The following is a 19,303-nucleotide window of genomic DNA, read 5'->3' as shown; positions in this document are numbered from 1 at the left end:
TATATGGACAGATGTTGGAGGAACCTGTCATTCATATTCTGTCATTACTGTTATCGCGGAAAATACTGTCGACATCTCCGGCGTCGGCATCTTCTCCGGGAAATTTCCTGATATACCAATACCTGGATAAGATCATCCAGAAATCCGCCCGGCATTTCCTGGGCACTGGCATCTTTGGTCATCTCATCTTTCACCAGACTGCAGATATGATACAGCATAAAACGATCCGGATACTCGTCATACAGGCGGCTTCCCTCATAGTCCAGAAGCTGACACTGCATTTCCGCCTTCTCCTGGATCTTTCTGGCTGTATCTGGGTAATAGGATTTCATCAGGTCAAACTCTCTCTCCTGTTCCCGCTCCTCATTATAAAAAACAGGATTTCCCTGTGCAGCATAAAACGGATAAAAGTCTCGATAAAGCATAATCGCTGCTGTCCTCTCTCTGCTATCTCTTACAGTATATGCAGAAAAGATATGACGGTTCCCCTGTTTCTGCAATTATGCCATGCGTTTCAGCATTCCCTGAGTCAGGCGCACGCTATGCTCAATGGCAAGTTTCTCAAATGCCGGATAATCCATGTTTGCGCTGTTATCAGCCTTGTCAGAAATCGCTCTGATGATCAGGAACGGGATTCCGTTAAGAGCTGCTGCCTGTCCGATCGCCGCACCCTCCATCTCAACTGCATATGCGCTGAACTCTTTTACAATGTTGTCCTTTACACCCTGATCACATACAAACTGGTCTCCAGAAGCAATTCTTCCTTCAAAAACCTGGATCTCCGGATTCACTTCCTCGCATACATCACGGGCGATCTTACGAAGACCCTCATCTGCCTGGAAAGAAAATTCTTTCATCTGAGGAATCTGTCCCTTCGGATATCCAAATCCTGTAGCATCCATATCATGATGAAGAACATCTGTAGAAAGTACGATATCTCCGATATTGATGTCGTTATTCAGGCTTCCTGCAATACCGGTATTGATCACAGCTTCCACCTGAAAAAGATCTGCCAGGATCTGGGTACACATACCTGCATTTACTTTACCGATTCCGGACTGCACTACAACAACTTTCTTTCCTTCCAGAACTCCCTCATAAAAGTCCATGTTTGCTCTTGTAGTGATGGACACATCTTCCATCACTTCTTTCAGTCTTGCAACTTCCTGTTCCATTGCGCCTATAATTCCAACACATTTCATGATCTGTAAGTCCTCTCTTTCAATATAATATCCTGCTGAATTTTCATTTTTCTTCTGTTCAACAGTACTTTTTCTTTTTCTACAACGTTCATTATAACAAATTTTATTTTTTATGGAAACTTTTTTTAAGAGATGATATAATTGGTAGATATGATACTGCTCTCCGGTACAAAACCATATAGATATTCTCTGTACCGGACGGCAAATAAATACAGGAGGAATTTTTATGACATATAAAACAAAAGGTGTCTGTGCTCAGGGAATTGAGTTCGAGATCGACGACAATAAGAAAGTACACAATATTAAATTTACAGGTGGATGCTCCGGAAATACACAGGGCGTTGCACATCTTGCAGAAGGAATGGATGCTGATGAAGTGATCAGCCGCCTGGAAGGTATCCGCTGTGGTTTCAAACCAACTTCATGTCCGGATCAGCTTGCAAAGGCAATCCGTCAGGCATTAAACGAAGGCTGATCTGTAAGATCAATCGCCACCCTGCAGAATCTTTTTTCTGCAGGGTGTTTTTTATATTTGTTTCTTCTGTCAGATATCTGTTCTGTCCCATTTATCACACAATGACTGGATATCTCTTGCAAAACGGTCCAGATCTTTGTTTGGGCAGCCTTCATTCTTACGGATAATCGTCATCAGGCGGCGTCCCATAGCCAGAAGCTTCTCATATGCACGGGCGGCTTTGGTCGTTTTGGGTGAAGCAGTGGCTTTCACAATGCGGACACCAACAGCTTCGTGGATACATTTGTTCTCCAGAAGATCATATTCTGTTCCGCTGAACGGCGCCGTTGCGTCATATCCCAGCTCTTCTTTCAGTCTCTGGGCAAAAACCTCCGTTACCGTATCATCTCCGTGAGTAACAAAGACATGCTTCGGCTTCGTTTCAAATGCTCTTGCCCAGTTCAGAAGGCCATTTACATCTGCATGACCACTGATTCCGGGCATTCTGCTGATTTCCGCTGCAACCTGCACCGTCTCTCCAAACAGTTTCATCTCTGTGGCCCCTTCCAGAAGTGCCCGGCCAGGGGTTCCTATCGCCTGATATCCAACAAAAAGAATGGTATTTCTTGGATCCCACAGATTATGTTTCAGATGATGTTTGATACGTCCGGCATCACACATACCGCTGGCAGAAATGATCACCTTGCAGTCTTCATCGAAATTAATCGCTCTGGAATCATCGGTAGTAACGGATGTCTTCAAGCCCGGGAATGACAGTGGATTGATTCCTTTGTTCAAAAGATCCATTGCTTCTTCATCGTAGCAGGTATAGGCATTTTCACTGAAAATCGTAGTTGCCTCATTGGCAAGAGGACTGTCTACATACACAGTAAAGCCATCATGCCCGTGAACAAGCCCCTGTTCTTTGATCTGACGGATAAAATACAGCATTTCCTGCGTACGGCCCACAGCAAAGGATGGAATCACCAGATTACCGCCTCTGTCAAAAGTTTTCTGAATGATTTCCGCAAGCATGACTGGATAATCCGGTCGTTCTCCATGACTTCTGTCTCCATAAGTAGACTCCATCACAACATAATCTGCCTCTTTAATATATACAGGATCCTTGATCAGAGGCTGATTAAGATTTCCGATGTCTCCGGAAAATACGATTTTCTCTTTCTTGTCATCTTCGGTAAGCCAGATTTCAATACTGCTTGATCCCAGGAGATGTCCCGCATCCACAAAACGAACCTCGATTCCTTCAGCAGGTTTGATAATTTTATCGTATGGACATCTGACAAAGTTTCGAAGAACACCCATTGCGTCTTCCATCGTATATGCAGGAATAAATTCCGGTTTTCCTTCTCTGCGCCCCTTACGATTTCTCCATTCAGCCTCAAACATCTGGATATGTGCGCTGTCACGGAGCATGATATCACAGAGATTACAGGTTGCTTCTGTGGCGTAGATTGGTCCCTGATAGCCTTTTGCATATAATGCCGGAAGATTACCGGAATGATCCATATGAGCATGTGTCAGGAGCACAAAGTCCAGGTCACCCGGAGCTACCGGTAACTCTTTATTCTCGTAATAATCTGGTCCCTGCTCCATTCCATAATCCACCAGAAACTTCCGCCCTGCTGCTTCCAGATAATAGCAGCTTCCGGTCACTTCGTGTGTTGCACCGATAAATGTTATCTTCATGCACAAGCCCCCTTTTCCGCTCTGCTATATGTTCATAAACGCAATCGACTTACGTTTAAGCAGAAATAATCGACTTTCTGTTTATTAACAGTTTTATTGTATTTATTATACACGAAATGTTTGGATTTTGACAGTCTTTTTGTGAAATATATGGAATTTTAAGAATTTATCTTTAGAAAGATTGTTAGATTTTTCAGAATTTTAAGATTCCCCAGCGAAGGTAATGTAAGTTTACTGGATTTTTTTGGTTTGTTGACATCGCTGGGGATGGGATGAGCTTATGCTATAAAATTATTTTACCAGGACTCCCTTGGTTACTGTTCTAACTGCTTCTTTACTTCCATCTTTTGCTGCATGGTAGCCACGGACTCTGTAGTAGTAGCCGCTTGGAACGATAACTTCTAAGCTTTTAGTTAAATGAGTAGCATTGTTTGTTGTAAAACTCCAACTTTTATACACTGAATAACTACCATTAACTTTTCTCTCTAAATACAGTTCCAAATACACTGTATCACATGCATGATGGCATTGTGTAATTCCAGAAACCCCTACTTTATTACTGGCTAACTTTGAAACCTTGGTAGTTCCATAATTTAAATTCGTCCCTCTAAGCACACTATAAACTGTATCTTCGGAAGAATCTAAATCTGTTTCCAGATCTGTTGCTTCTGTAATGTCTGATGTATCAGATGCCCAAACAGCACTAATATTTGTGCAACATAAAATTCCTACAAGCATAAATAATGTAATAAATTTAATGATCTTTCTTTCCATTTTTCCTCCTTCCAAACTCACATTCCTATCTTTAATACGATTTTTTCACTGCGTTTTCTCTCAAAATCTCATATTTTCAATCAATTTTTCAAATTCATTTTCTGGCATTTTCCCGCTGACTTGATAGTATACTTCTTCATATTTCCAATATGCTACATAGTTTTTTTCTTTATCCGCCTTATCTCTTACCGCTAATAAAGTAATTGTAATATTTTCATCATCAAATACTATTTTTTTTATTTGCTTACCATCTAACCCAATCGCAATACTATTTTGATTATCAATATTCTGATCCATATATAATGTTATTACTTTATCATCATGCTGATATTCCATAAATGCAAATTTTTGCATTTTATCAACCTCATAATCTAAATACTTAAATTTCTGCGGTCGATACATGAAATACGGAACTTTTATTCCCAATTTTTCAGTTATATCTGATATAGCATCATCTTCACACATATCCACCGAATCATTTCTGACGTCATTATCAACACTAATCTTCGTATCATTCCCCGTCCAAACCTTCACCGAATCAATAAAATAACTCCTGTTAGCCTGGCTGGTCATGCTTGCGGCGAATACGCCTGCTGCACACACGAGCACCGCCGCTGCCACCTTTGCTGCTTTATGCCTTTTTTTCTCAGGGAGGTAGACAATTTTTACTTTTTCAGGTTCATCTTCTTCATAAACGCCATCTGCTTTCAGTCGGTCCACAAGTTTTTTGTAGGCAGCTTTTGCCTCTTCTTCCGTTTCTCCATCATCAGGAAGAACTCCGTTCGGAAACAGAACTTCCTCCATCTCGTCTATTTCTTTTTCGTATTCTTCTGCCAACCATTTTTTCAGTTCATCATCCCTGAAATCTTCCATTATTTTTCTCCTGTAATCCTATCTTTCCTTGACAATTCCTCCGTTAGAGTTCATATTTAATGATAGTATATGACTATTCAGGAGGAATCCAAATGAAACACATCGTACTTACCGGCGGTGGTACTGCCGGCCATGTAACTCCAAATATTGCCCTGATCCCAAGACTTAAGGAGCTGGGTTATACAATTTCCTATATCGGTTCCTATGAAGGAATCGAAAAAAAACTGATCGAAGAACTTGGAATCCCTTATTATGGAATTTCATCTGGAAAACTGAGACGCTACTTCGATCTAAAAAACTTTTCTGACCCGTTTCGTGTCCTGAAAGGCTTCAGCCAGGCCAGAAAAATTCTGAAAGATCTGAAACCGGACGTTGTTTTTTCCAAAGGCGGATTCGTTACAGTTCCTGTTGTAATTGCGGCAAAACGCCTGAAAATCCCAGCACTTATCCATGAATCAGATATGACTCCCGGACTCGCCAATAAACTCTGTCTCTCATCTGCATCAAAAATATGCTGTAACTTCCCGGAAACTGTCAATAATCTTCCTGCTGACAAAGCAGTTCTTACCGGAACTCCGATCCGTCAGGAACTTCTTTCCGGAAATGCGGACGCTGGTCGTAAATTCTGTGGTTTCACTGCTGACAAGCCAGTAATTATGGTTATTGGCGGCAGTCTCGGCGCAGCTTCTGTAAACGACAATGTCCGTAAGATTCTTCCGGAACTTCTGAAAGATTTCCAGGTTGTTCATCTTTGCGGAAAAGGTAAAACCGATGAAAGTCTTAAAGGTACCACCGGGTATGTCCAGTATGAATATATCCAGGATGAACTTCCGGATCTGTTCGCTATGGCTGATGTTGTGATTTCACGTGCAGGTGCCAATGCAATCTGCGAAATCCGCGAGCTGCATAAACCTAATCTTCTGATTCCACTTTCCGCAAAAGCAAGTCGTGGTGATCAGATTCTCAATGCACGTTCTTTTGAACGCCAGGGATTCAGCATGGTTCTGGAGGAAGAAGAAATCACAGAAACAAAACTTCTGGACACCATCCACCAGCTTTATACTGACCGTCAGAAATATACAGAAGCCATGGCTGGAAACGGTCGTGTAGATTCTATCAGCAAGATCACAGAGCTTATTGAAGAATGCGCCCGTTCCTGATCATTCACTTTCTGTAAAAAACTCTGCCATTTCCAGGAAATGGCAGGGTTTCTTTTTATTCGTAAACTTTACGAAACTCTTCTTTCAGCCAGCGCTTTGCCTTATATATCCTGTTATTCACACCACTCTTTGTCAATCCAAACTCTTCTGCAACTATCTCAACTGGAATATCCAGATATTTGACCTGAATCAGGATTTCATAATTAAGAGGCTGTTCTTCACGAAATCTTTCCAACACCATGTACATAAATTCTTTCTTCTCTTTACGCAGAATTACTTCTTCCGCATCAACAGATCTCCGAACTTCCAGAATTTCCGAAATATCTTCTGTACAGACAAACTCATGTCTGGAACTGGACTTCTTTTTATAATCCATTGCTTTATTCACGGAAGATCTGCGTATCAGGGAATACATCATTTTTTCATTGTCAACATTCAGTCCTTTTCTCATGTTGTACATTTTATAAAGTACATCCTGGCTGACATCGTCTGCCATATTCCAGTCGTGCAGGATTCCGTATGCGTATGCTTTGGATATTTTTCGATATTTAAGGTAAAACTCTTCGTATGTCTGATTTTCATTTTTTCTCTTTAGTAGGTATTTATCAGTCTCTGACCTTTTTCAGAATTTCATCTCTCACCTCATCGCTGAGCTCTCCGGCTTTCCAGGTCAGTCCAACTTCATCACCTTTATATCTCGGAATCAGGTGCATATGAAAATGAAATACAGTCTGTCCTGCAATCTCTCCATTATTCTGGACAATATTAAATCCATCACAGTTTAATGCATCTGTCAGCTTTCCAGCCATTTTTTTTGCGAGGATCATTGCCTTTCCTGCTGTCTCATCTGGAAGCTCATAAATATTAGCTGCATGTTTTTTCGGTAAGATCAGAGAATGACCTTTACTTGCCGGACCCAGATCAAGAATTACACGAAAATCCTCATCCTCATAAAGTGTTGCTGCTGGAATTTCTCCATTTGCAATTTTACAAAATATACAATCTCCCATTGTTTTATCCTCCTAGCTTAAATAGTTGTTATTCTTATTTTGTCGTATTTTCTCGATTTTTTCAATACTGTTCTTGTTGATATTTGGAATTTCTGATGTTAATATTTTTTTGAGGTGATAACATGTGCAACGACGACACAGTTAATGAATTAAAAAAAGATTTTCATTACACACTTTCTAAATTTTCTCATGAAATCCGTAATCCGCTGACTCTGATCAACAGCGGACTTCAGATGATCGCATCCGCCCATCCAGAAGTTGAGGATTATGAACACTGGGATGATGTTATGGATAATCTCAGTTATGTGCGGGAACTTCTTGATGAACTTTCTGCATTTAATAACGCAGGACGGGTCAAACCCGAAGCAACCGATACCGGTATGTATCTGAAAACAGTTCTTTCTTCTGTCAAACCTACTCTGGACTATCTGGATATCCGTCTTGTGACAGACATTCCCAATGATCTTCCGACACTGATGCTAGACAGAATCCAAATCCGGCAGATGCTTCTGAACCTTCTTAAGAATGCCTGGGAAGCAGTTCCTGTTCCCGGCGGACAGATCTCTGTGACAGCTTTTACTGAAAAATCTGGTATTTGTATCAATATTCAGGATAATGGATGTGGAATTTCCAAAGAACAGCTTGCAAGTATCTTCCAGCCGTTTTTTACAACAAAAGAAAACGGCACCGGTCTGGGGCTTGCTATTTCCAGACAGGTAGCTGAAGCGCACCATGGCAGTATTTCCATAGAAAGTACCCCTGGTCAGGGAACCGTTTTCCATATTTTTCTTGGATGATAGAATATCACTGCAGTCAGAAAACCGCACAGCAAACCGCCAATATGAGCTATATTATCAACACCTTCACTTGCAAAACCAAAATACAGAGAAAACGCAGCCATGATCAGCATTTGTCTTATGGTCAGATCTGAAACTTTTCCTCTGTGACGGATTATCACATAGATCATTCCTCCCATAACTGCAAATACCGCACCAGATGCTCCTGCGGATAATGTGTATTTTTCTGTCTGCATATCAAAAAACAAAGAGAGCAGATTTCCTCCAAGACCTCCAAGAATATAAATCAGAATAAATTTTATTTTTCCAACAACCGGTTCCAGCCGTTGTCCGAGAACAAACAGTACCAACATATTATTGATCAGATGGGGAGCTCCGAAATGCAGGAACATGCTGGTAAACATACGATACCACTGTCCCTGTTCAAAGATCAGAGGTGCATAAACCGCACCACATTCCAGCATATGCTGTCCATTCTCAGAGCCACCGGTAATCTCTACAATGAGAAAAATTAATGCATTTAACAGAATCAGCAATATCGTCACAGGTTCTTTTTTTATTTCTTCCACTTAAGTCCTCTTTTCTGTAACATCTCCGGAAAATCATTTCCAGTTTGTGGTCAGTTTATTGGACTATTTTATCAGATTTTCATTATATAAACAACCTGCGGTCTTCTATATAATACGACATAAACCCTGTTTTTTCGCTTTGTTATCTCAAAAAAATATAGCGGGCCTGTGCAAAATCTACTTCATCCTCATCTTTCAATAGATGTTCTTCTCCAGCTTTCAACATCTGCCCATTAACAGATGTTCCATTTCTGGAATTCAGATCTGTCAGATAATATTCTCCGTCTCTTTTTCTGATCTTGGCATGAATCCGGCTGACCGTAGGCATATTGATCACAGCGTCTGATGCTGTCTCCAGTTTTCCGATCACAACAATCTCCTGTTCAAGATATATCGTTGCCAGTTCTCCCGGTTCACGGCTTACCAGTGTGGCCGGACCCTTCACCAAGCCTGACGTAAGAACCATGGTTTCTCCGAATCCCTCTTCTGCCTCTCTTATCATTTCCTGTTTTTCTCCGTGTTTCTTTGATGTTTTTTCCATTTTCTCTTCCCATTCCGTTTCTATTCCTTCCTCTATATCCGTATCCATATTCTTTTCTTCTGAATATGCAGAATCTTTTTTCACAGATTTTTTCTTTTCTGATATTTTCACCGGAAGATCCTGTTCTTTCCTGGAAAATCTTTTTATCAGCCAGAAAGATAACATCCCCAGGATCATTATTCCCAGAACTCCACACAGAAAAATTTCAGTGCTTACCCTGGGCAGGTATCCTGTTGCCATTCCCATGGCAGCTCCCAGCAGAACCAGAACAGCTGCCGCAAATCCCGCTGCTTTTTTCCCTATATCTGTTTTCTTTTCTGCATCCTCTTTCGACTTTTTCTTTTTTCTCTTTCCTGCCTTTTTTGATTTTTCTGTTTCTGCTTCAGAGTCCCGTTCCCAGTTTTCCATATCCCACAATTCTTTCTGTTCTTTCTCCGATGTTACTTTCTTCTGTACTGATACAGTTGCCTGTTTTTTTTCATATGCTTCAAAATCTTCCTGATTTCCATTGCTTACTTTATACAATTCTTCCTTGATATATTCCAGATGAAAGCTGTCCTCCAGTGCCCTTCTGTATACACTGTACCCCAGCATAACTGCCTTTCCATCCTCATGATCCAGTTTTGGAAGAAGATATTCTGCAAGATTCTGAAACTGCTCCTGTATCTCTCCATGAAATCCGGGCATATAGCAAAAGCGAACATTGTTCTTTTCCGCATCCAGATAAATATATTCCGGCTCCAGGATCAGCTGACAGGGATTCAGAAGATATTCCGACATCGCTTCCATCACCTGAATAAAACCGCCAAGAATTACCTGAAGTTCTTCCATTCCGATTTTTCTGTTTTCGAAAAGTGCAGTCATCGAATGTCTGGAAGTCACATCATAATACACCATAAATTTTCCATCGATTCCCTGAATACGGCATTGCAGAAGATCAGGTACCACATTTGCCACAATCATCCTCACCTGATAAGAATCCGTATTAATCGTATCTTCTCCTGTCAGTATCAGATAATTATGATTCATATCTCTTTTATATTCTGATCTCATTTTAATTTTTCACCTCTTTCAGCGCATCTGCCGCTCCCTTTATCCTGCGTATCCATCCTACAGGACGTAACGGTTTCGCTGTTCCGCTGACTGTAATATTCCATTTTTGTCCGAGAAACCCTGCCGGTATCTCCATACGATAAGTTACCTGCACATTTTTTCCCGCATTTGTCTGCATACTCAGGTTTTCCCCTCCAGGCAGTCCCTGGCTTCCAAGCATCCGTCCCTGAATATCCGCTGTCTCATATATATTTGCTTCTTTTTTATATCCTTCCATACTGCCACTTACTGCCGCCTCATATGCAGCTGCTGTCAACCACGCCCTATTATGTACAAAAAAATCCAGATACAACATACTCATAATAACCGTGAGCAATAACGGCATCAGCAGTGCCGCTTCCAACGTAAAACTTCCTTTTTTCAGTTTTTTCACAAAAATACACCTCCAAGATATCCTGCAAGCAAAAATGGTACAAACGGTATTTCAATATCCCTCTGTTTTTTTAACACGAGAAGCTGAATTCCGGAATATATCCCACACAGCAAAAGCGCAGCAAAAAGTATTCCGATCAGCTCTCCTGCTGTCATCACAGACCCCATTGCTATTATAAGGAGACCGTCTCCTGCTCCGATCTCTCCTCCTGTGAGCGCAGATATTATTGCGGCAAATATCCCGATTCCCATTGAAATCAGCCCATCCGGCCACAAACTTCCTTCTGTTATCCTCCACAATATACCTCCCACCAGGAACAGACAAAACACCGGAAAACAAATCTCTTTTTTCCGGATATCTGTCCATGTATTAATTCCAAGAAATGCCATCATACATATTTCGCCTCTGCTCATAGCTTCTCCTCTCATCCACAACGTCCACACGCATTCATTTCTCCGGATACTTCCGATTCTTTCACCATACGGACAGATCGTTTCAATGCACTGCAGCTTTCTCTGTTATGAAAACGATTGCTCTTTTTTGTGATATATACAACACCTGCGGGTTCCTGACCACGGCTGCACAGTTCACATGCCTGATACTTTTCGCCGTATGTATTTTTCATATTTTTCACAGCTGATCCTGATACCTGCTGTACCGACAGATTCAGATAGCTACATCCCAGTTTTCTGTGATATACAGTTCCTGACTCTGTGACATATACCATTGGCTGATTTTCTGCCGCCGTGTTTTCTTCTTCATATTTCACACCTGTCCACGCATGAACTTTTACTGTATTGTGGAAACAGACCCTTGGTAACGGCAGTAAACCGCCTACAGGCTGGCAGGAATATACATCTGGCAATACGATATTCTCCGCTCCGGAATTACCGGCTCCATATGCATACATTCCCGCCTCCTTGGCCTTCTGGCACAATTCTGTCAGATGCTCTGTCTGCACTTTATAAATATCCATAAACGAGATCAAAGTGATCACACCAAACAAAAATATCGGAAGAACCAGAGCAGCTTCCACGGTAAGACTTGCCCTTTTCAAAAAGGTGCACAGGGATGCCTTTCCAGAAAGTGGTTTCCTGCTCATCGGGGAAAGCAGAAAAAACCTTCTCGGAGAGCGCCTTTCTCTTTTCTGATCCAGTCTGTTTATCTGATTTTTATCTTCTTTTTCTTTCTGAAAAAGCATCCCTGTACACCTCTCTTTCTATTCATATGCATACTGTCGTGTGACTGTAAATGTTTTCTTGTTATTTGCTTTTACATCTGCAGAAGCTTCCAGGGCAACAATACAGTGATCCATCCGAAATCCCGGTCTTTTCCCTTTTTCGCGGATCGAACATTCAATCATATCCATTCCTCTTATCACCTTTTCCTGCTTTCCCTTGGCAATAAGAAGCACACGCAGATAATCTTCATAGGACATTCCCCCTTTAGAGTCTTTCCTCGATGTGTCCAGATGATCCAGAATGTGAGACAGGTTGCTTAATGACAACTGCCAGTCTGACGCATTTTTTACAAGAGGAACATGACCGCCCGCAAAAAGTTCCCGGACATCCAGTACGCTCTCCGCAAAAGCCCAGCATACGAGCAATGCCGCTTCGATCACTGCAGCTGCCGGCGGAACCAGAAAGCTGGATGCGATCGCCAGTGACAATGTCTCCAGCTGAATTCGTTTTCCTCCATCAGCTAATAGATGTGCCATATTAACGCCCTGCCGGATCAGGAGAAGTTTTGCAGCTACAGATTTGAGATTTTCTCTGTCACTGTTTTTTCCACCAAGAATATATTCCACCTGATAATTCAGCCCTGATGCAGCCGGCTTTCGGTAATTTCCCAGTTTTTTCAGTAGATACTGTCCGAAAAGAATTCCCGAAGTGTACGAATTATCGGTCTGTATGCCGGAATCCATCAGCATTCCTGTTTGAAGCGTTCTTCCAGATGTCAGTGTTCTTTTGTCCGTAACAGCATCTGAAATCCCACGTTCTGTCGGAACTACCAGATCGATCAGTCCCATTTTTCGTACTCTTCGAATCACAGGAATAGGATTTTCCACATCTTTGTTTACACCACCGGTAAAATCTTCACTGCTTCCTCCATCTCCAAAATCGCCCGAATCTTTCTGATTTTCCTGGTTCTTTTCGGCTTCTTCACTTTTCTGTGCAGCATCCGAAATCTCTGAGTCATAAGAATTCATTGTATCTTCATTTTCCGCCTGCTCTCCTTTTCGTTCTGCTGCTTCTGTTTTCTCTTCCTGGTCCTGTAATTTTCCAAGAAGGATCTGTACCCCCTGACTTCCCAGTGTTTCACGCATATATCTGACCGCCTGCCCAAAAAACACTTCGCCGTTTCCATCAGTCAGCATACGATATCCGTTAAAGCCACCCTGCAGAAGTTCCAGTTTCTGGCTGTTCTGTTTTAACACAGGCTTCATATAGGACTGAAAATTCTCATATACGGATGCCATATCCGGTTCCTCTTTCCCGCCTGCATATAATGCAAACAGGTCATAATCCTCCAGAAGTGTCCGGTCATACTGTCCGAACAGAGAATACAGACCGATATCCATACTGTTCAGGATCTGCGTTCTGGCAGCTGACATGCGTACTGATTCAATACTTGCGCTTACAAGAGACAGGATCAGACTTAAGATCAGTGCCAGAAAAATCGTGATACTGCCCTTTTTCACTGTTTTCACCAAGAGGGTACTCTCCTTTCCAAAACGTCAGGATATTCTACCGTTTTTTCTTATTCTCAGATTGCATTACTTTGTTTTGTGATTTTTGCAAGAATTTTTTTGACAAGAGCGGTAAGCTGTTCCTTAAAGATGACGACCAGACTGATCAGAACCACCAGAATCAGGATAATTTCCACAACTCCTACCGCATCTTCTTCTATCGCAAATTCTTTCACACATCTCCATATATTTTTCATTTGTCACCTCGCATTTCTGTTGCCCTGTGCTTTTTTATCCTCCATAAAAGGAAAGACCCGCAGGCAGCATAATTACTGCCATTACCACCAGCAGCATCAGTACCATTGGCAAAAGCAGTTTCGTTGCTGCCGCTTCGCCAAGTACTCTTGCTTTTCTTTTTCTTTCTTCCCATGCTTCCACAGATTCTTTTTCCAGCAGATCCGACAGATGCCTGCTTCCTTTCTGAAGATTCTGGATCAGCAGTGTTGCAAGTGTTTTATATTTTACCTGTCCACATCGCTCTCCAAATCTTCGATATGCCTCTGCCTCAGAAATTCCACTGTCCATTTCATAACATGTTGTCCGGATTTCTTCATAAGCCGCCCGCTCTTTTCCATTTTCTTTTTTTCCATAGTCCAGAGCGATCTTCTGAAATGCCTTTCTTGCAGTTAAACCAGCCTGTACCAGAAGTGTAAATTTCATGATCAGACCGGGATAATCCATCAGCATCTGCTCTTTTCTTTTTGCCTGAACAGTCTGCTTTTCCCTCTCTTTGCCAATTACCACCGCAAGTGCGGCTACCAGGCCAAGTGCGGCGATCAGATTTCCTTTCGTATCTTTCGGCTGCTCCCATTCCAGATGTTTTCCATTCCACGTATCCGGGAGATAATAATATTCCGGATCATTCTTTTTCTGGTTATACTGTGCGATCATATCCTGCAGTTCTTTCTCGCGCTGCTGTTCTTCGCTCAGTTCTTTTTCCGGCTCTGTCTCTTCTCCGGTATCTTCCGTTTCTTTCTCCGGTACCTGTACATACAGAGAACCAGATTCTTTTCCGTCTACAGATACTATGAATTTCTCTTCGTAAGCACCTGTCTCCTCTTTTTCCATACGGTAACCGGATGAATACACCGTGCCTCCTCCACTTTGTAATGTCAGGAGCATTCCGACGATGTTTCCGGCAAGTGCCACCAGGATAAAAAGTTTCTGTCTTTCCGTATTTTCTGCCCATGGCGGAAGCCGCCCCAGTTTTCCGGCAAGAACTGCCCCCAGAATAACCATAAATATCACAATATGTACCCACATCTCACACACCTACACTTCTATATCTACAATTTTCACACCCAGCCAGTATGACAACCCATAGATTCCCATACATACTGTCATTGCACAGATACCAAAAGGATTTCCATAAAGCACATCCAGAAATCCTGGCGATGTCAGTTTCAGATAACAGATGATTCCTGCCGGCATAATGCTCATAACCATCTGTTCTGCTTTTTTTGTAGCCAGTGTTGCCTCAATTTCTTTTTTAACTTCAATCTTGTCTCCAAGCATTCGTGCTACTTTCTGAAGCACCTGTGTCATATCTCCTCCTGTCCGTTTCGCGGTATAAAATACTGCCGCAAAATTTTCAATATCTTCCACTCCACTGCGCTTTCCCAGGTCCAGAAATAATTCTTCAACCGGAACGCTTAAACGCAGCTGACTTTCGATATAGCGGAATTCATCCAGAATATCACTTCCTTTTTCATAAAGTCTTGCCAGATCCTTCACTGTAGCACGTACCGCGTTTTCTGCGGAATACCCTGCCTGCACCGCCACATTCATGGACGTCAGTGCATCACGGAACTGATAATTCAGATTTCTTTTCTGGCGAACAATGCATTTCTTTTTCTGTATTTTCAGAAAAAGTACCGGCAGGGGAAGCATAAACAGCAGTACCAGCAGGCTCTGATAAAACAGATAATCGACTGCTGCGCAGATGACAGCTCCTTCCAGAAGATATTTCGCTGCTTCTTTCACCGTAAATTGATACTTCCTGTAATCTTTCCTCGTAAATTCCCATTTCTGATTCTTTCCTTTCTGCTTTTTCATAATCTGATTCCCGCCCGTTCCATTTTTTCACGATGTAAAAGTTCTCCGGCCTTTACAAGCCCTTTTCCTTCTTCCCAACGGTAAAGAGGTCTGGTCTGAATCTCTCCGTTCTGGAATCCACACACCTCTGTAACTTCCAGCAGTTTTCTGCTTCTGTCCCTCATACGTCCGAGATGTACCAGAATATCCACCCCTGATGCAATCTGTCGCCGTATTGCTTCCAGCGGAAGATCAATTCCCATCAGTGTCATTGTTTCAATTCTGGACAACATATCACGGCTGCTGTTTGCATGAAGTGTGGAAAGACTCCCATCATGGCCAGTATTCAGACTCTGCAGCATATCCATGGCCTCTCCGCCTCGTACTTCTCCGACTATTATCCGGTCCGGCCTCATTCGAAGAGCCGATTTGATCAGATCACGAATTGTTACAGATACAGCCCCTGTCATATTCGCCATCTTTGCTTCCAGACACACAAGATTGTCAATTCCTCGGATCTTAAGTTCCGCATTATCTTCAATTGTGATCAGTCGTTCATCTTTCGGGATATATTCCGCAACAGCACCAAGAAAGGTTGTTTTTCCGCTGCCTGTACCACCACCGATCACAATGGAATATCTGGCCTGCACCAGTTTTTTCAGAAATTGTGCACATTCCTCTGTAATACTACCCAAAGAAATCAGCTTTTCCATAGTTATCGGATCGTCAGGAAAACGCCGGATCGTCAGGATCGGACCATTTAACGCTACCGGATAAACAACTACATTGACACGTGCGCCGTTTTCCAGTCTTGCATCCACAATCGGCATGGATTCATTTACAACACGGTTACACCTCCCCACAATCTGCTGTATCACGTCCTCCAGCTTTTCTTTCGAGGTGAAAGTTTTATTCCATCTGGTAAGTTTTCCGGCCCTCTCCACAAAGATATTGTCCGGTCCGTTTACCATGATCTCCGTTACGCTTTCATCTTCGATCAGTTCCTGTAGAACATCCAGCTTTCGCACAGAACAGAACAGTTCCTGCCGAAGCCCCACTTTTTCTTTCAGGGAAAAAAACAACTCTTTTGACTGATTCAGTATCAGTTCATCGATCACCTCCAGGATTTCCTCATCAGACAGTTCCCTGGATACATCCAGCTGCTCCATAAGCAGATCATGTATTTCTCTGAATTTTTCTCTGTTCATGACCGCTCCTTTCTCAGAAGACTACGGATATAATCTCCCAGTTCACTCCAGACCAGCTGTTCTACATAAGTCTCGGAAGATATGTTATCCATATGAAAAGGCAAATGCACTTTTTCTGTTTTTTCCAGAATTTTTTCTTTATTCCAGATCTTCAGCAGATTTTCAAACTGCGTCATTTTGCATACAGAAACTGTATCATTCAGGACCGGCATATAAATTCTGCTGCACAGATCCAGAAGCTGAAAATTTTCATCTACATTTCCTCCCATATCCAGGATCAGCACTTCGTAGGAACTGTGCAACGTTATTTCCTGCAGAAGACGTTCCCAGTCTTCCCAGCATACCGTACGGATATCTGAAGGCATCCGCACAGGAGGTATAAAGTCCAGATTATTGATCGTCTGGATCATTCCGTTCATCCTGTGGATCAGATTCTCGTTTCCCTGTCTTACATAGTAAAAAAGATCGCTCAGATTCGTGGAAAATGATTTCCCAAGCAGTTCTTCAAATCCGGAATACTCTTCAAGATTCAAATAAAGAACAGCTCGTTCTCTGGCCAAAATCTGTCCAAGCGCAAGAGAAAACGATGTCTTCAGACATCTTCCAAGGGGTGAAAAAACACCTACGATCTCCATTGTTTTCTTCAGGGCCGGAAACGCTACCGGATTCAGCGCTTTCTCTTCTCCATAACAGGCCATTACTTCCCGTATTACATCTGCAGAAGACTGGTATTTATACACACTTGAATACTGATCCAGTTCCGGTGGGTGTACTCCCTCCGAAAGAATGATGATCTTCCCTATTCCGATCTCACGGATTTCTTTCCGCATAGCCTTATCGGAAATCAGCAGCAACTCAATATGATTTTCTTTTCCATAGGCAAGCAGACTCTCCGCTGTTGTAAATGCCTGGATTTCAAAAGGAAGATTTCTTTTCTGGTTCAGATAGTCCATGAAATTGAATGCATAATCCACCTCCAGATCACAGACTGCAAATATGTTTTTCTTCAATACACACCTCCTGCATAAAGCAATGCACTCAAAAAGATCGGCACTGTAAAATGAAAATTCTCCGGATGCTTCATTCCTTTTCTGTAATAAGGACGGATTTCGCCTGTACAGTAAAATTCATTCATATACTGATATAAATAGAGGATTCGCTGGCGGATACCGCCTGTAGAAATAAGAATTGCCAGAGAAATGCCTGCACCTGCAAGCAATGAATAAACGATACATTCTGTAACTGTCCGTGGACCCATGATTCCACCCAGAGCACACAAAATCTTAACATCTCCCGCTCCAAGCATCCGGAATATAAACAGAATTCCGAGAAGAATAAGTGGAACTGCTGCTCCTGTCAGGAATATGATCATGCCTTTCGGCCCCTTTTCCAAAAGCTGTAGTAAAAAACCTGCCATAATCGAAAAAAGTACCCAGCTATTATCCACAGCTTCCTCTCTGAGATCCATCCAGACGGCCATCGCAGAGATTACTACGGATAAAAAACCACCCAAAGATATACATGCCTCCTTCCATAAAATATATGTTTATTCAGTTATCATAAATGTGGAATTTCCCGCCTGACCTGGCGGTGATCGATACCAGAAGATCTCTGGTGAAACTTATTATAGGATTCTTAAAAGCTTTTGTCCAGCATTTTCGTTCGACAAATTCTGACATTCGGACAGATCTCTGCAACACACCTCTGCGCCGGATATCCTGATGACATTTTTGATGACACCCTGGTTCTTTAACGCTTTTCAAACAACGAAAAAAGCAGTTAGAATAAGGTTTCTAACTGCTTTCAGCTAATAGCCAGTACGGGAATCGAACCCGTGTTTCCGCCGTGAGAGGGCGGCGTCTTAGCCCCTTGACCAACTGGCCATGTTCATTTGTTTCTGTCGTTTAAGTTGTTTCCCTCAACCGACTTCGTTAGTATATAACACTTCTTTTCAAAATGCAAGTACTTTTTTTAATTTTTTTAAAAAAATTTCATGTTTTTCACGTTTATTCGTTTTTTACCCATTTTCCGATATTTCATGAGCTTGACCACTGTGAGTGTAAGTGCTACTATCAAAGCACGAAATGTTACAGAAAGAAGGAACTTTTATGCCCCGTCTCCTGTGTCTTGGCGACAGCATCACAGACTGTGGCCGACTTTTTTCCGCAGATCCGTCTGGAAACGGATATGTGAAGATTCTCTCCGGCCTCCTTCATAATGCCGGCTATGATTTTTCCATGGAAAACAGAGGAATTGATGGTTTTACCCTGGAACGGCTTCTTCAGAACATGGATTCCTGGCTGGAAGCCTCTGATCCGGATATTGTTACTGTGCTGATCGGAATCAACGATATTGGAATCATGATGAACACCCGCCGTTCGTCCGCACAACAGCAGGATTTAATGGAAATATTCGCAGCCCGGTATGAACAGCTTGCCCGAAAGCTCTCCGGCACAGGCTCCCGGAAACGGAAGCTTTTTTTCCTGGAGCCATTTGTTTTCCCATGGCCACGCTGCTACGCTTCCTGGTTCCCCCTTCTTTCTCAGATGTCCGTCCATATCCGAACAATCAGTCAAAAATACGGCGCCGTTTTTGTCCCGCTGCAAGACGATCTGAATCAGAAAGCTTCTCTGCATGGAATGTCAGCCATAACGGAAGACGGCATTCATCTTACCAGGCAGGGACACCGGATTCTGGCTGAAAAACTTTATACATTGATTACAGCAGAAAGGTAATGTT

Annotated in this window: 23 protein-coding genes and 1 tRNA gene; 4 read left to right on the top strand and 20 right to left on the bottom strand. The window is 42.3% G+C overall.

The genetic code is table 11. The annotated features are described in order from the left end of the window. Window positions 1-50: 50 nt before the first annotated feature. Together AC04Q6_RS11220 and AC04Q6_RS11215 are read right to left on the bottom strand one after the other, a co-directional pair. Window positions 51-425 carry a hypothetical protein gene (locus tag AC04Q6_RS11220; RefSeq protein ID WP_118062370.1) on the bottom strand — a complete coding sequence of 125 codons (375 nt, stop codon included), beginning with the start codon at window positions 423-425 and terminating at the stop codon, window positions 51-53. Between the two features lie 75 nt (window positions 426-500). Next, window positions 501-1,202 (bottom strand): 5'-methylthioadenosine/adenosylhomocysteine nucleosidase, encoded by a 702-nt coding sequence (locus tag AC04Q6_RS11215; RefSeq protein WP_021977374.1) that lies wholly within the window; start codon window positions 1,200-1,202, stop codon window positions 501-503. Between the two features lie 226 nt (window positions 1,203-1,428). Here AC04Q6_RS11215 and AC04Q6_RS11210 point away from each other — a divergent pair, with 226 nt between their 5' ends. After that, window positions 1,429-1,677, top strand: a complete 249-nt coding sequence (locus tag AC04Q6_RS11210) for a TIGR03905 family TSCPD domain-containing protein (RefSeq protein WP_021977373.1) — start codon at window positions 1,429-1,431, stop codon at window positions 1,675-1,677. A gap of 69 nt (window positions 1,678-1,746) precedes the next feature. Here AC04Q6_RS11210 and AC04Q6_RS11205 read toward each other — a convergent pair whose 3' ends face one another. From AC04Q6_RS11205 to AC04Q6_RS11195, 3 genes are all read right to left on the bottom strand, one after another. Beyond that, a complete protein-coding gene (locus AC04Q6_RS11205; protein WP_021977372.1) occupies window positions 1,747-3,363 on the bottom strand; it encodes an MBL fold/beta-CASP domain-containing RNA metallo-hydrolase in 1,617 nt (538 codons plus the stop codon). Window positions 3,364-3,654: 291 nt separating this feature from the next. Further along, the gene (locus AC04Q6_RS11200) at window positions 3,655-4,137 is read right to left on the bottom strand and encodes a DUF6147 family protein (protein WP_021977371.1); all 483 of its coding nucleotides are present in this window, start codon (window positions 4,135-4,137) and stop codon (window positions 3,655-3,657) included. A gap of 60 nt (window positions 4,138-4,197) precedes the next feature. Continuing rightward, the gene (locus AC04Q6_RS11195) at window positions 4,198-5,010 is read right to left on the bottom strand and encodes a DUF4367 domain-containing protein (protein ID WP_021977370.1); all 813 of its coding nucleotides are present in this window, start codon (window positions 5,008-5,010) and stop codon (window positions 4,198-4,200) included. A gap of 92 nt (window positions 5,011-5,102) precedes the next feature. Between AC04Q6_RS11195 and AC04Q6_RS11190 the strand changes: the two genes are divergently transcribed. Beyond that, window positions 5,103-6,170, top strand: coding sequence for an undecaprenyldiphospho-muramoylpentapeptide beta-N-acetylglucosaminyltransferase (locus AC04Q6_RS11190; RefSeq protein WP_021977369.1), 1,068 nt, complete (start codon window positions 5,103-5,105; stop codon window positions 6,168-6,170). A 55-nt stretch (window positions 6,171-6,225) separates the two neighbouring features. On the opposite strand, the gene AC04Q6_RS11185 is transcribed toward AC04Q6_RS11190, so the two are convergent. After that, complete coding sequence (locus tag AC04Q6_RS11185) at window positions 6,226-6,630, bottom strand: hypothetical protein (protein WP_476389685.1); 405 nt, start codon at window positions 6,628-6,630, stop codon at window positions 6,226-6,228. A 145-nt stretch (window positions 6,631-6,775) separates the two neighbouring features. Further along, on the bottom strand, window positions 6,776-7,180 hold the full coding sequence (locus tag AC04Q6_RS11180; RefSeq protein ID WP_021977367.1) for an HIT family protein: 405 nt from the start codon (window positions 7,178-7,180) through the stop codon (window positions 6,776-6,778). A gap of 122 nt (window positions 7,181-7,302) precedes the next feature. Here AC04Q6_RS11180 and AC04Q6_RS11175 point away from each other — a divergent pair, with 122 nt between their 5' ends. Then, the gene (locus AC04Q6_RS11175; RefSeq protein WP_021977366.1) at window positions 7,303-7,977 is read left to right on the top strand and encodes a two-component system sensor histidine kinase NtrB; all 675 of its coding nucleotides are present in this window, start codon (window positions 7,303-7,305) and stop codon (window positions 7,975-7,977) included. Here the strand turns inward: AC04Q6_RS11175 and AC04Q6_RS11170 are convergent. The 13 genes from AC04Q6_RS11170 to AC04Q6_RS11110 all read right to left on the bottom strand — a co-directional run bounded on the left by AC04Q6_RS11170 (window position 7,944) and on the right by AC04Q6_RS11110 (window position 18,447). Beyond that, on the bottom strand, window positions 7,944-8,546 hold the full coding sequence (locus tag AC04Q6_RS11170) for a rhomboid family intramembrane serine protease (RefSeq protein ID WP_021977365.1): 603 nt from the start codon (window positions 8,544-8,546) through the stop codon (window positions 7,944-7,946). The genes AC04Q6_RS11175 and AC04Q6_RS11170 overlap by 34 nt on opposite strands. A 142-nt stretch (window positions 8,547-8,688) precedes the next feature. Continuing rightward, window positions 8,689-10,140 (bottom strand): DUF6382 domain-containing protein, encoded by a 1,452-nt coding sequence (locus AC04Q6_RS11165; RefSeq protein WP_118071299.1) that lies wholly within the window; start codon window positions 10,138-10,140, stop codon window positions 8,689-8,691. 1 nt (window position 10,141) lies between these two features. Further along, complete coding sequence (locus AC04Q6_RS11160) at window positions 10,142-10,573, bottom strand: TadE family protein (protein ID WP_242997086.1); 432 nt, start codon at window positions 10,571-10,573, stop codon at window positions 10,142-10,144. Continuing rightward, window positions 10,570-10,962: a prepilin peptidase gene (locus tag AC04Q6_RS11155; RefSeq protein ID WP_330597605.1), complete on the bottom strand. Its 393-nt coding sequence runs from the start codon at window positions 10,960-10,962 to the stop codon at window positions 10,570-10,572. Before AC04Q6_RS11155 ends, AC04Q6_RS11160 begins: the two co-directional genes overlap by 4 nt. 35 nt (window positions 10,963-10,997) lie before the next feature. Further along, entirely contained in the window at window positions 10,998-11,774 is a 777-nt protein-coding gene (locus AC04Q6_RS11150; protein ID WP_118071301.1) for a TadE/TadG family type IV pilus assembly protein, read from the bottom strand. 18 nt (window positions 11,775-11,792) lie between these two features. Then, a complete protein-coding gene (locus tag AC04Q6_RS11145; protein ID WP_243003839.1) occupies window positions 11,793-13,283 on the bottom strand; it encodes a DUF5702 domain-containing protein in 1,491 nt (496 codons plus the stop codon). Between the two features lie 56 nt (window positions 13,284-13,339). Then, window positions 13,340-13,519: a Flp1 family type IVb pilin gene (locus AC04Q6_RS11140; protein WP_021977359.1), complete on the bottom strand. Its 180-nt coding sequence runs from the start codon at window positions 13,517-13,519 to the stop codon at window positions 13,340-13,342. Window positions 13,520-13,553: 34 nt separating this feature from the next. Next, window positions 13,554-14,585: a type II secretion system F family protein gene (locus AC04Q6_RS11135; protein WP_119248241.1), complete on the bottom strand. Its 1,032-nt coding sequence runs from the start codon at window positions 14,583-14,585 to the stop codon at window positions 13,554-13,556. A gap of 9 nt (window positions 14,586-14,594) precedes the next feature. Next, the gene (locus tag AC04Q6_RS11130; protein WP_118071302.1) at window positions 14,595-15,377 is read right to left on the bottom strand and encodes a type II secretion system F family protein; all 783 of its coding nucleotides are present in this window, start codon (window positions 15,375-15,377) and stop codon (window positions 14,595-14,597) included. Then, a complete protein-coding gene (locus tag AC04Q6_RS11125) occupies window positions 15,374-16,564 on the bottom strand; it encodes a TadA family conjugal transfer-associated ATPase (RefSeq protein ID WP_021977356.1) in 1,191 nt (396 codons plus the stop codon). The genes AC04Q6_RS11130 and AC04Q6_RS11125 overlap by 4 nt, the downstream gene beginning before the upstream one ends. After that, window positions 16,561-17,574, bottom strand: coding sequence for a P-loop NTPase family protein (locus AC04Q6_RS11120; protein WP_021977355.1), 1,014 nt, complete (start codon window positions 17,572-17,574; stop codon window positions 16,561-16,563). Before AC04Q6_RS11120 ends, AC04Q6_RS11125 begins: the two co-directional genes overlap by 4 nt. Continuing rightward, complete coding sequence (locus AC04Q6_RS11115; protein ID WP_021977354.1) at window positions 17,571-18,077, bottom strand: A24 family peptidase; 507 nt, start codon at window positions 18,075-18,077, stop codon at window positions 17,571-17,573. Before AC04Q6_RS11115 ends, AC04Q6_RS11120 begins: the two co-directional genes overlap by 4 nt. Before the next feature lie 298 nt (window positions 18,078-18,375). Further along, a tRNA-Glu gene (locus tag AC04Q6_RS11110) sits at window positions 18,376-18,447 on the bottom strand. A gap of 225 nt (window positions 18,448-18,672) precedes the next feature. On the opposite strand from AC04Q6_RS11110, the gene AC04Q6_RS11105 reads away from it, so the two are divergent. After that, window positions 18,673-19,299 carry an SGNH/GDSL hydrolase family protein gene (locus AC04Q6_RS11105; RefSeq protein ID WP_021977353.1) on the top strand — a complete coding sequence of 209 codons (627 nt, stop codon included), beginning with the start codon at window positions 18,673-18,675 and terminating at the stop codon, window positions 19,297-19,299. The last annotated feature ends 4 nt before the right edge of the window (window positions 19,300-19,303 follow it).

This window comes from Blautia sp. HA9023 (assembly GCF_056504095.1).
The sequence above is the reverse complement of the archived record's forward strand: the minus strand, read 5'-3'. Positions and strand labels throughout refer to the sequence as shown.

Bases quoted from the DNA above. Each gene is read 5' to 3' on its own strand.
- AC04Q6_RS11125 (WP_021977356.1), bottom strand. From the start codon at position 16,564: ATGAACAGAGAAAAATTCAGAGAAATACATGATCTGCTTATGGAGCAG.
- AC04Q6_RS11205 (WP_021977372.1), bottom strand. From the start codon at position 3,363: ATGAAGATAACATTTATCGGTGCAACACACGAAGTGACCGGAAGCTGC.
- AC04Q6_RS11140 (WP_021977359.1), bottom strand. From the start codon at position 13,519: ATGAAAAATATATGGAGATGTGTGAAAGAATTTGCGATAGAAGAAGAT.
- AC04Q6_RS11175 (WP_021977366.1), top strand. From the start codon at position 7,303: ATGTGCAACGACGACACAGTTAATGAATTAAAAAAAGATTTTCATTAC.
- AC04Q6_RS11155 (WP_330597605.1), bottom strand. From the start codon at position 10,962: ATGGCATTTCTTGGAATTAATACATGGACAGATATCCGGAAAAAAGAG.
- AC04Q6_RS11180 (WP_021977367.1), bottom strand. From the start codon at position 7,180: ATGGGAGATTGTATATTTTGTAAAATTGCAAATGGAGAAATTCCAGCA.
- AC04Q6_RS11105 (WP_021977353.1), top strand. From the start codon at position 18,673: ATGCCCCGTCTCCTGTGTCTTGGCGACAGCATCACAGACTGTGGCCGA.
- AC04Q6_RS11190 (WP_021977369.1), top strand. From the start codon at position 5,103: ATGAAACACATCGTACTTACCGGCGGTGGTACTGCCGGCCATGTAACT.
- AC04Q6_RS11195 (WP_021977370.1), bottom strand. From the start codon at position 5,010: ATGGAAGATTTCAGGGATGATGAACTGAAAAAATGGTTGGCAGAAGAA.
- AC04Q6_RS11150 (WP_118071301.1), bottom strand. From the start codon at position 11,774: ATGCTTTTTCAGAAAGAAAAAGAAGATAAAAATCAGATAAACAGACTG.
- AC04Q6_RS11185 (WP_476389685.1), bottom strand. From the start codon at position 6,630: ATGTACAACATGAGAAAAGGACTGAATGTTGACAATGAAAAAATGATG.
- AC04Q6_RS11220 (WP_118062370.1), bottom strand. From the start codon at position 425: ATGCTTTATCGAGACTTTTATCCGTTTTATGCTGCACAGGGAAATCCT.
- AC04Q6_RS11200 (WP_021977371.1), bottom strand. From the start codon at position 4,137: ATGGAAAGAAAGATCATTAAATTTATTACATTATTTATGCTTGTAGGA.
- AC04Q6_RS11165 (WP_118071299.1), bottom strand. From the start codon at position 10,140: ATGAGATCAGAATATAAAAGAGATATGAATCATAATTATCTGATACTG.
- AC04Q6_RS11130 (WP_118071302.1), bottom strand. From the start codon at position 15,377: ATGAAAAAGCAGAAAGGAAAGAATCAGAAATGGGAATTTACGAGGAAA.
- AC04Q6_RS11215 (WP_021977374.1), bottom strand. From the start codon at position 1,202: ATGAAATGTGTTGGAATTATAGGCGCAATGGAACAGGAAGTTGCAAGA.
- AC04Q6_RS11210 (WP_021977373.1), top strand. From the start codon at position 1,429: ATGACATATAAAACAAAAGGTGTCTGTGCTCAGGGAATTGAGTTCGAG.
- AC04Q6_RS11135 (WP_119248241.1), bottom strand. From the start codon at position 14,585: ATGTGGGTACATATTGTGATATTTATGGTTATTCTGGGGGCAGTTCTT.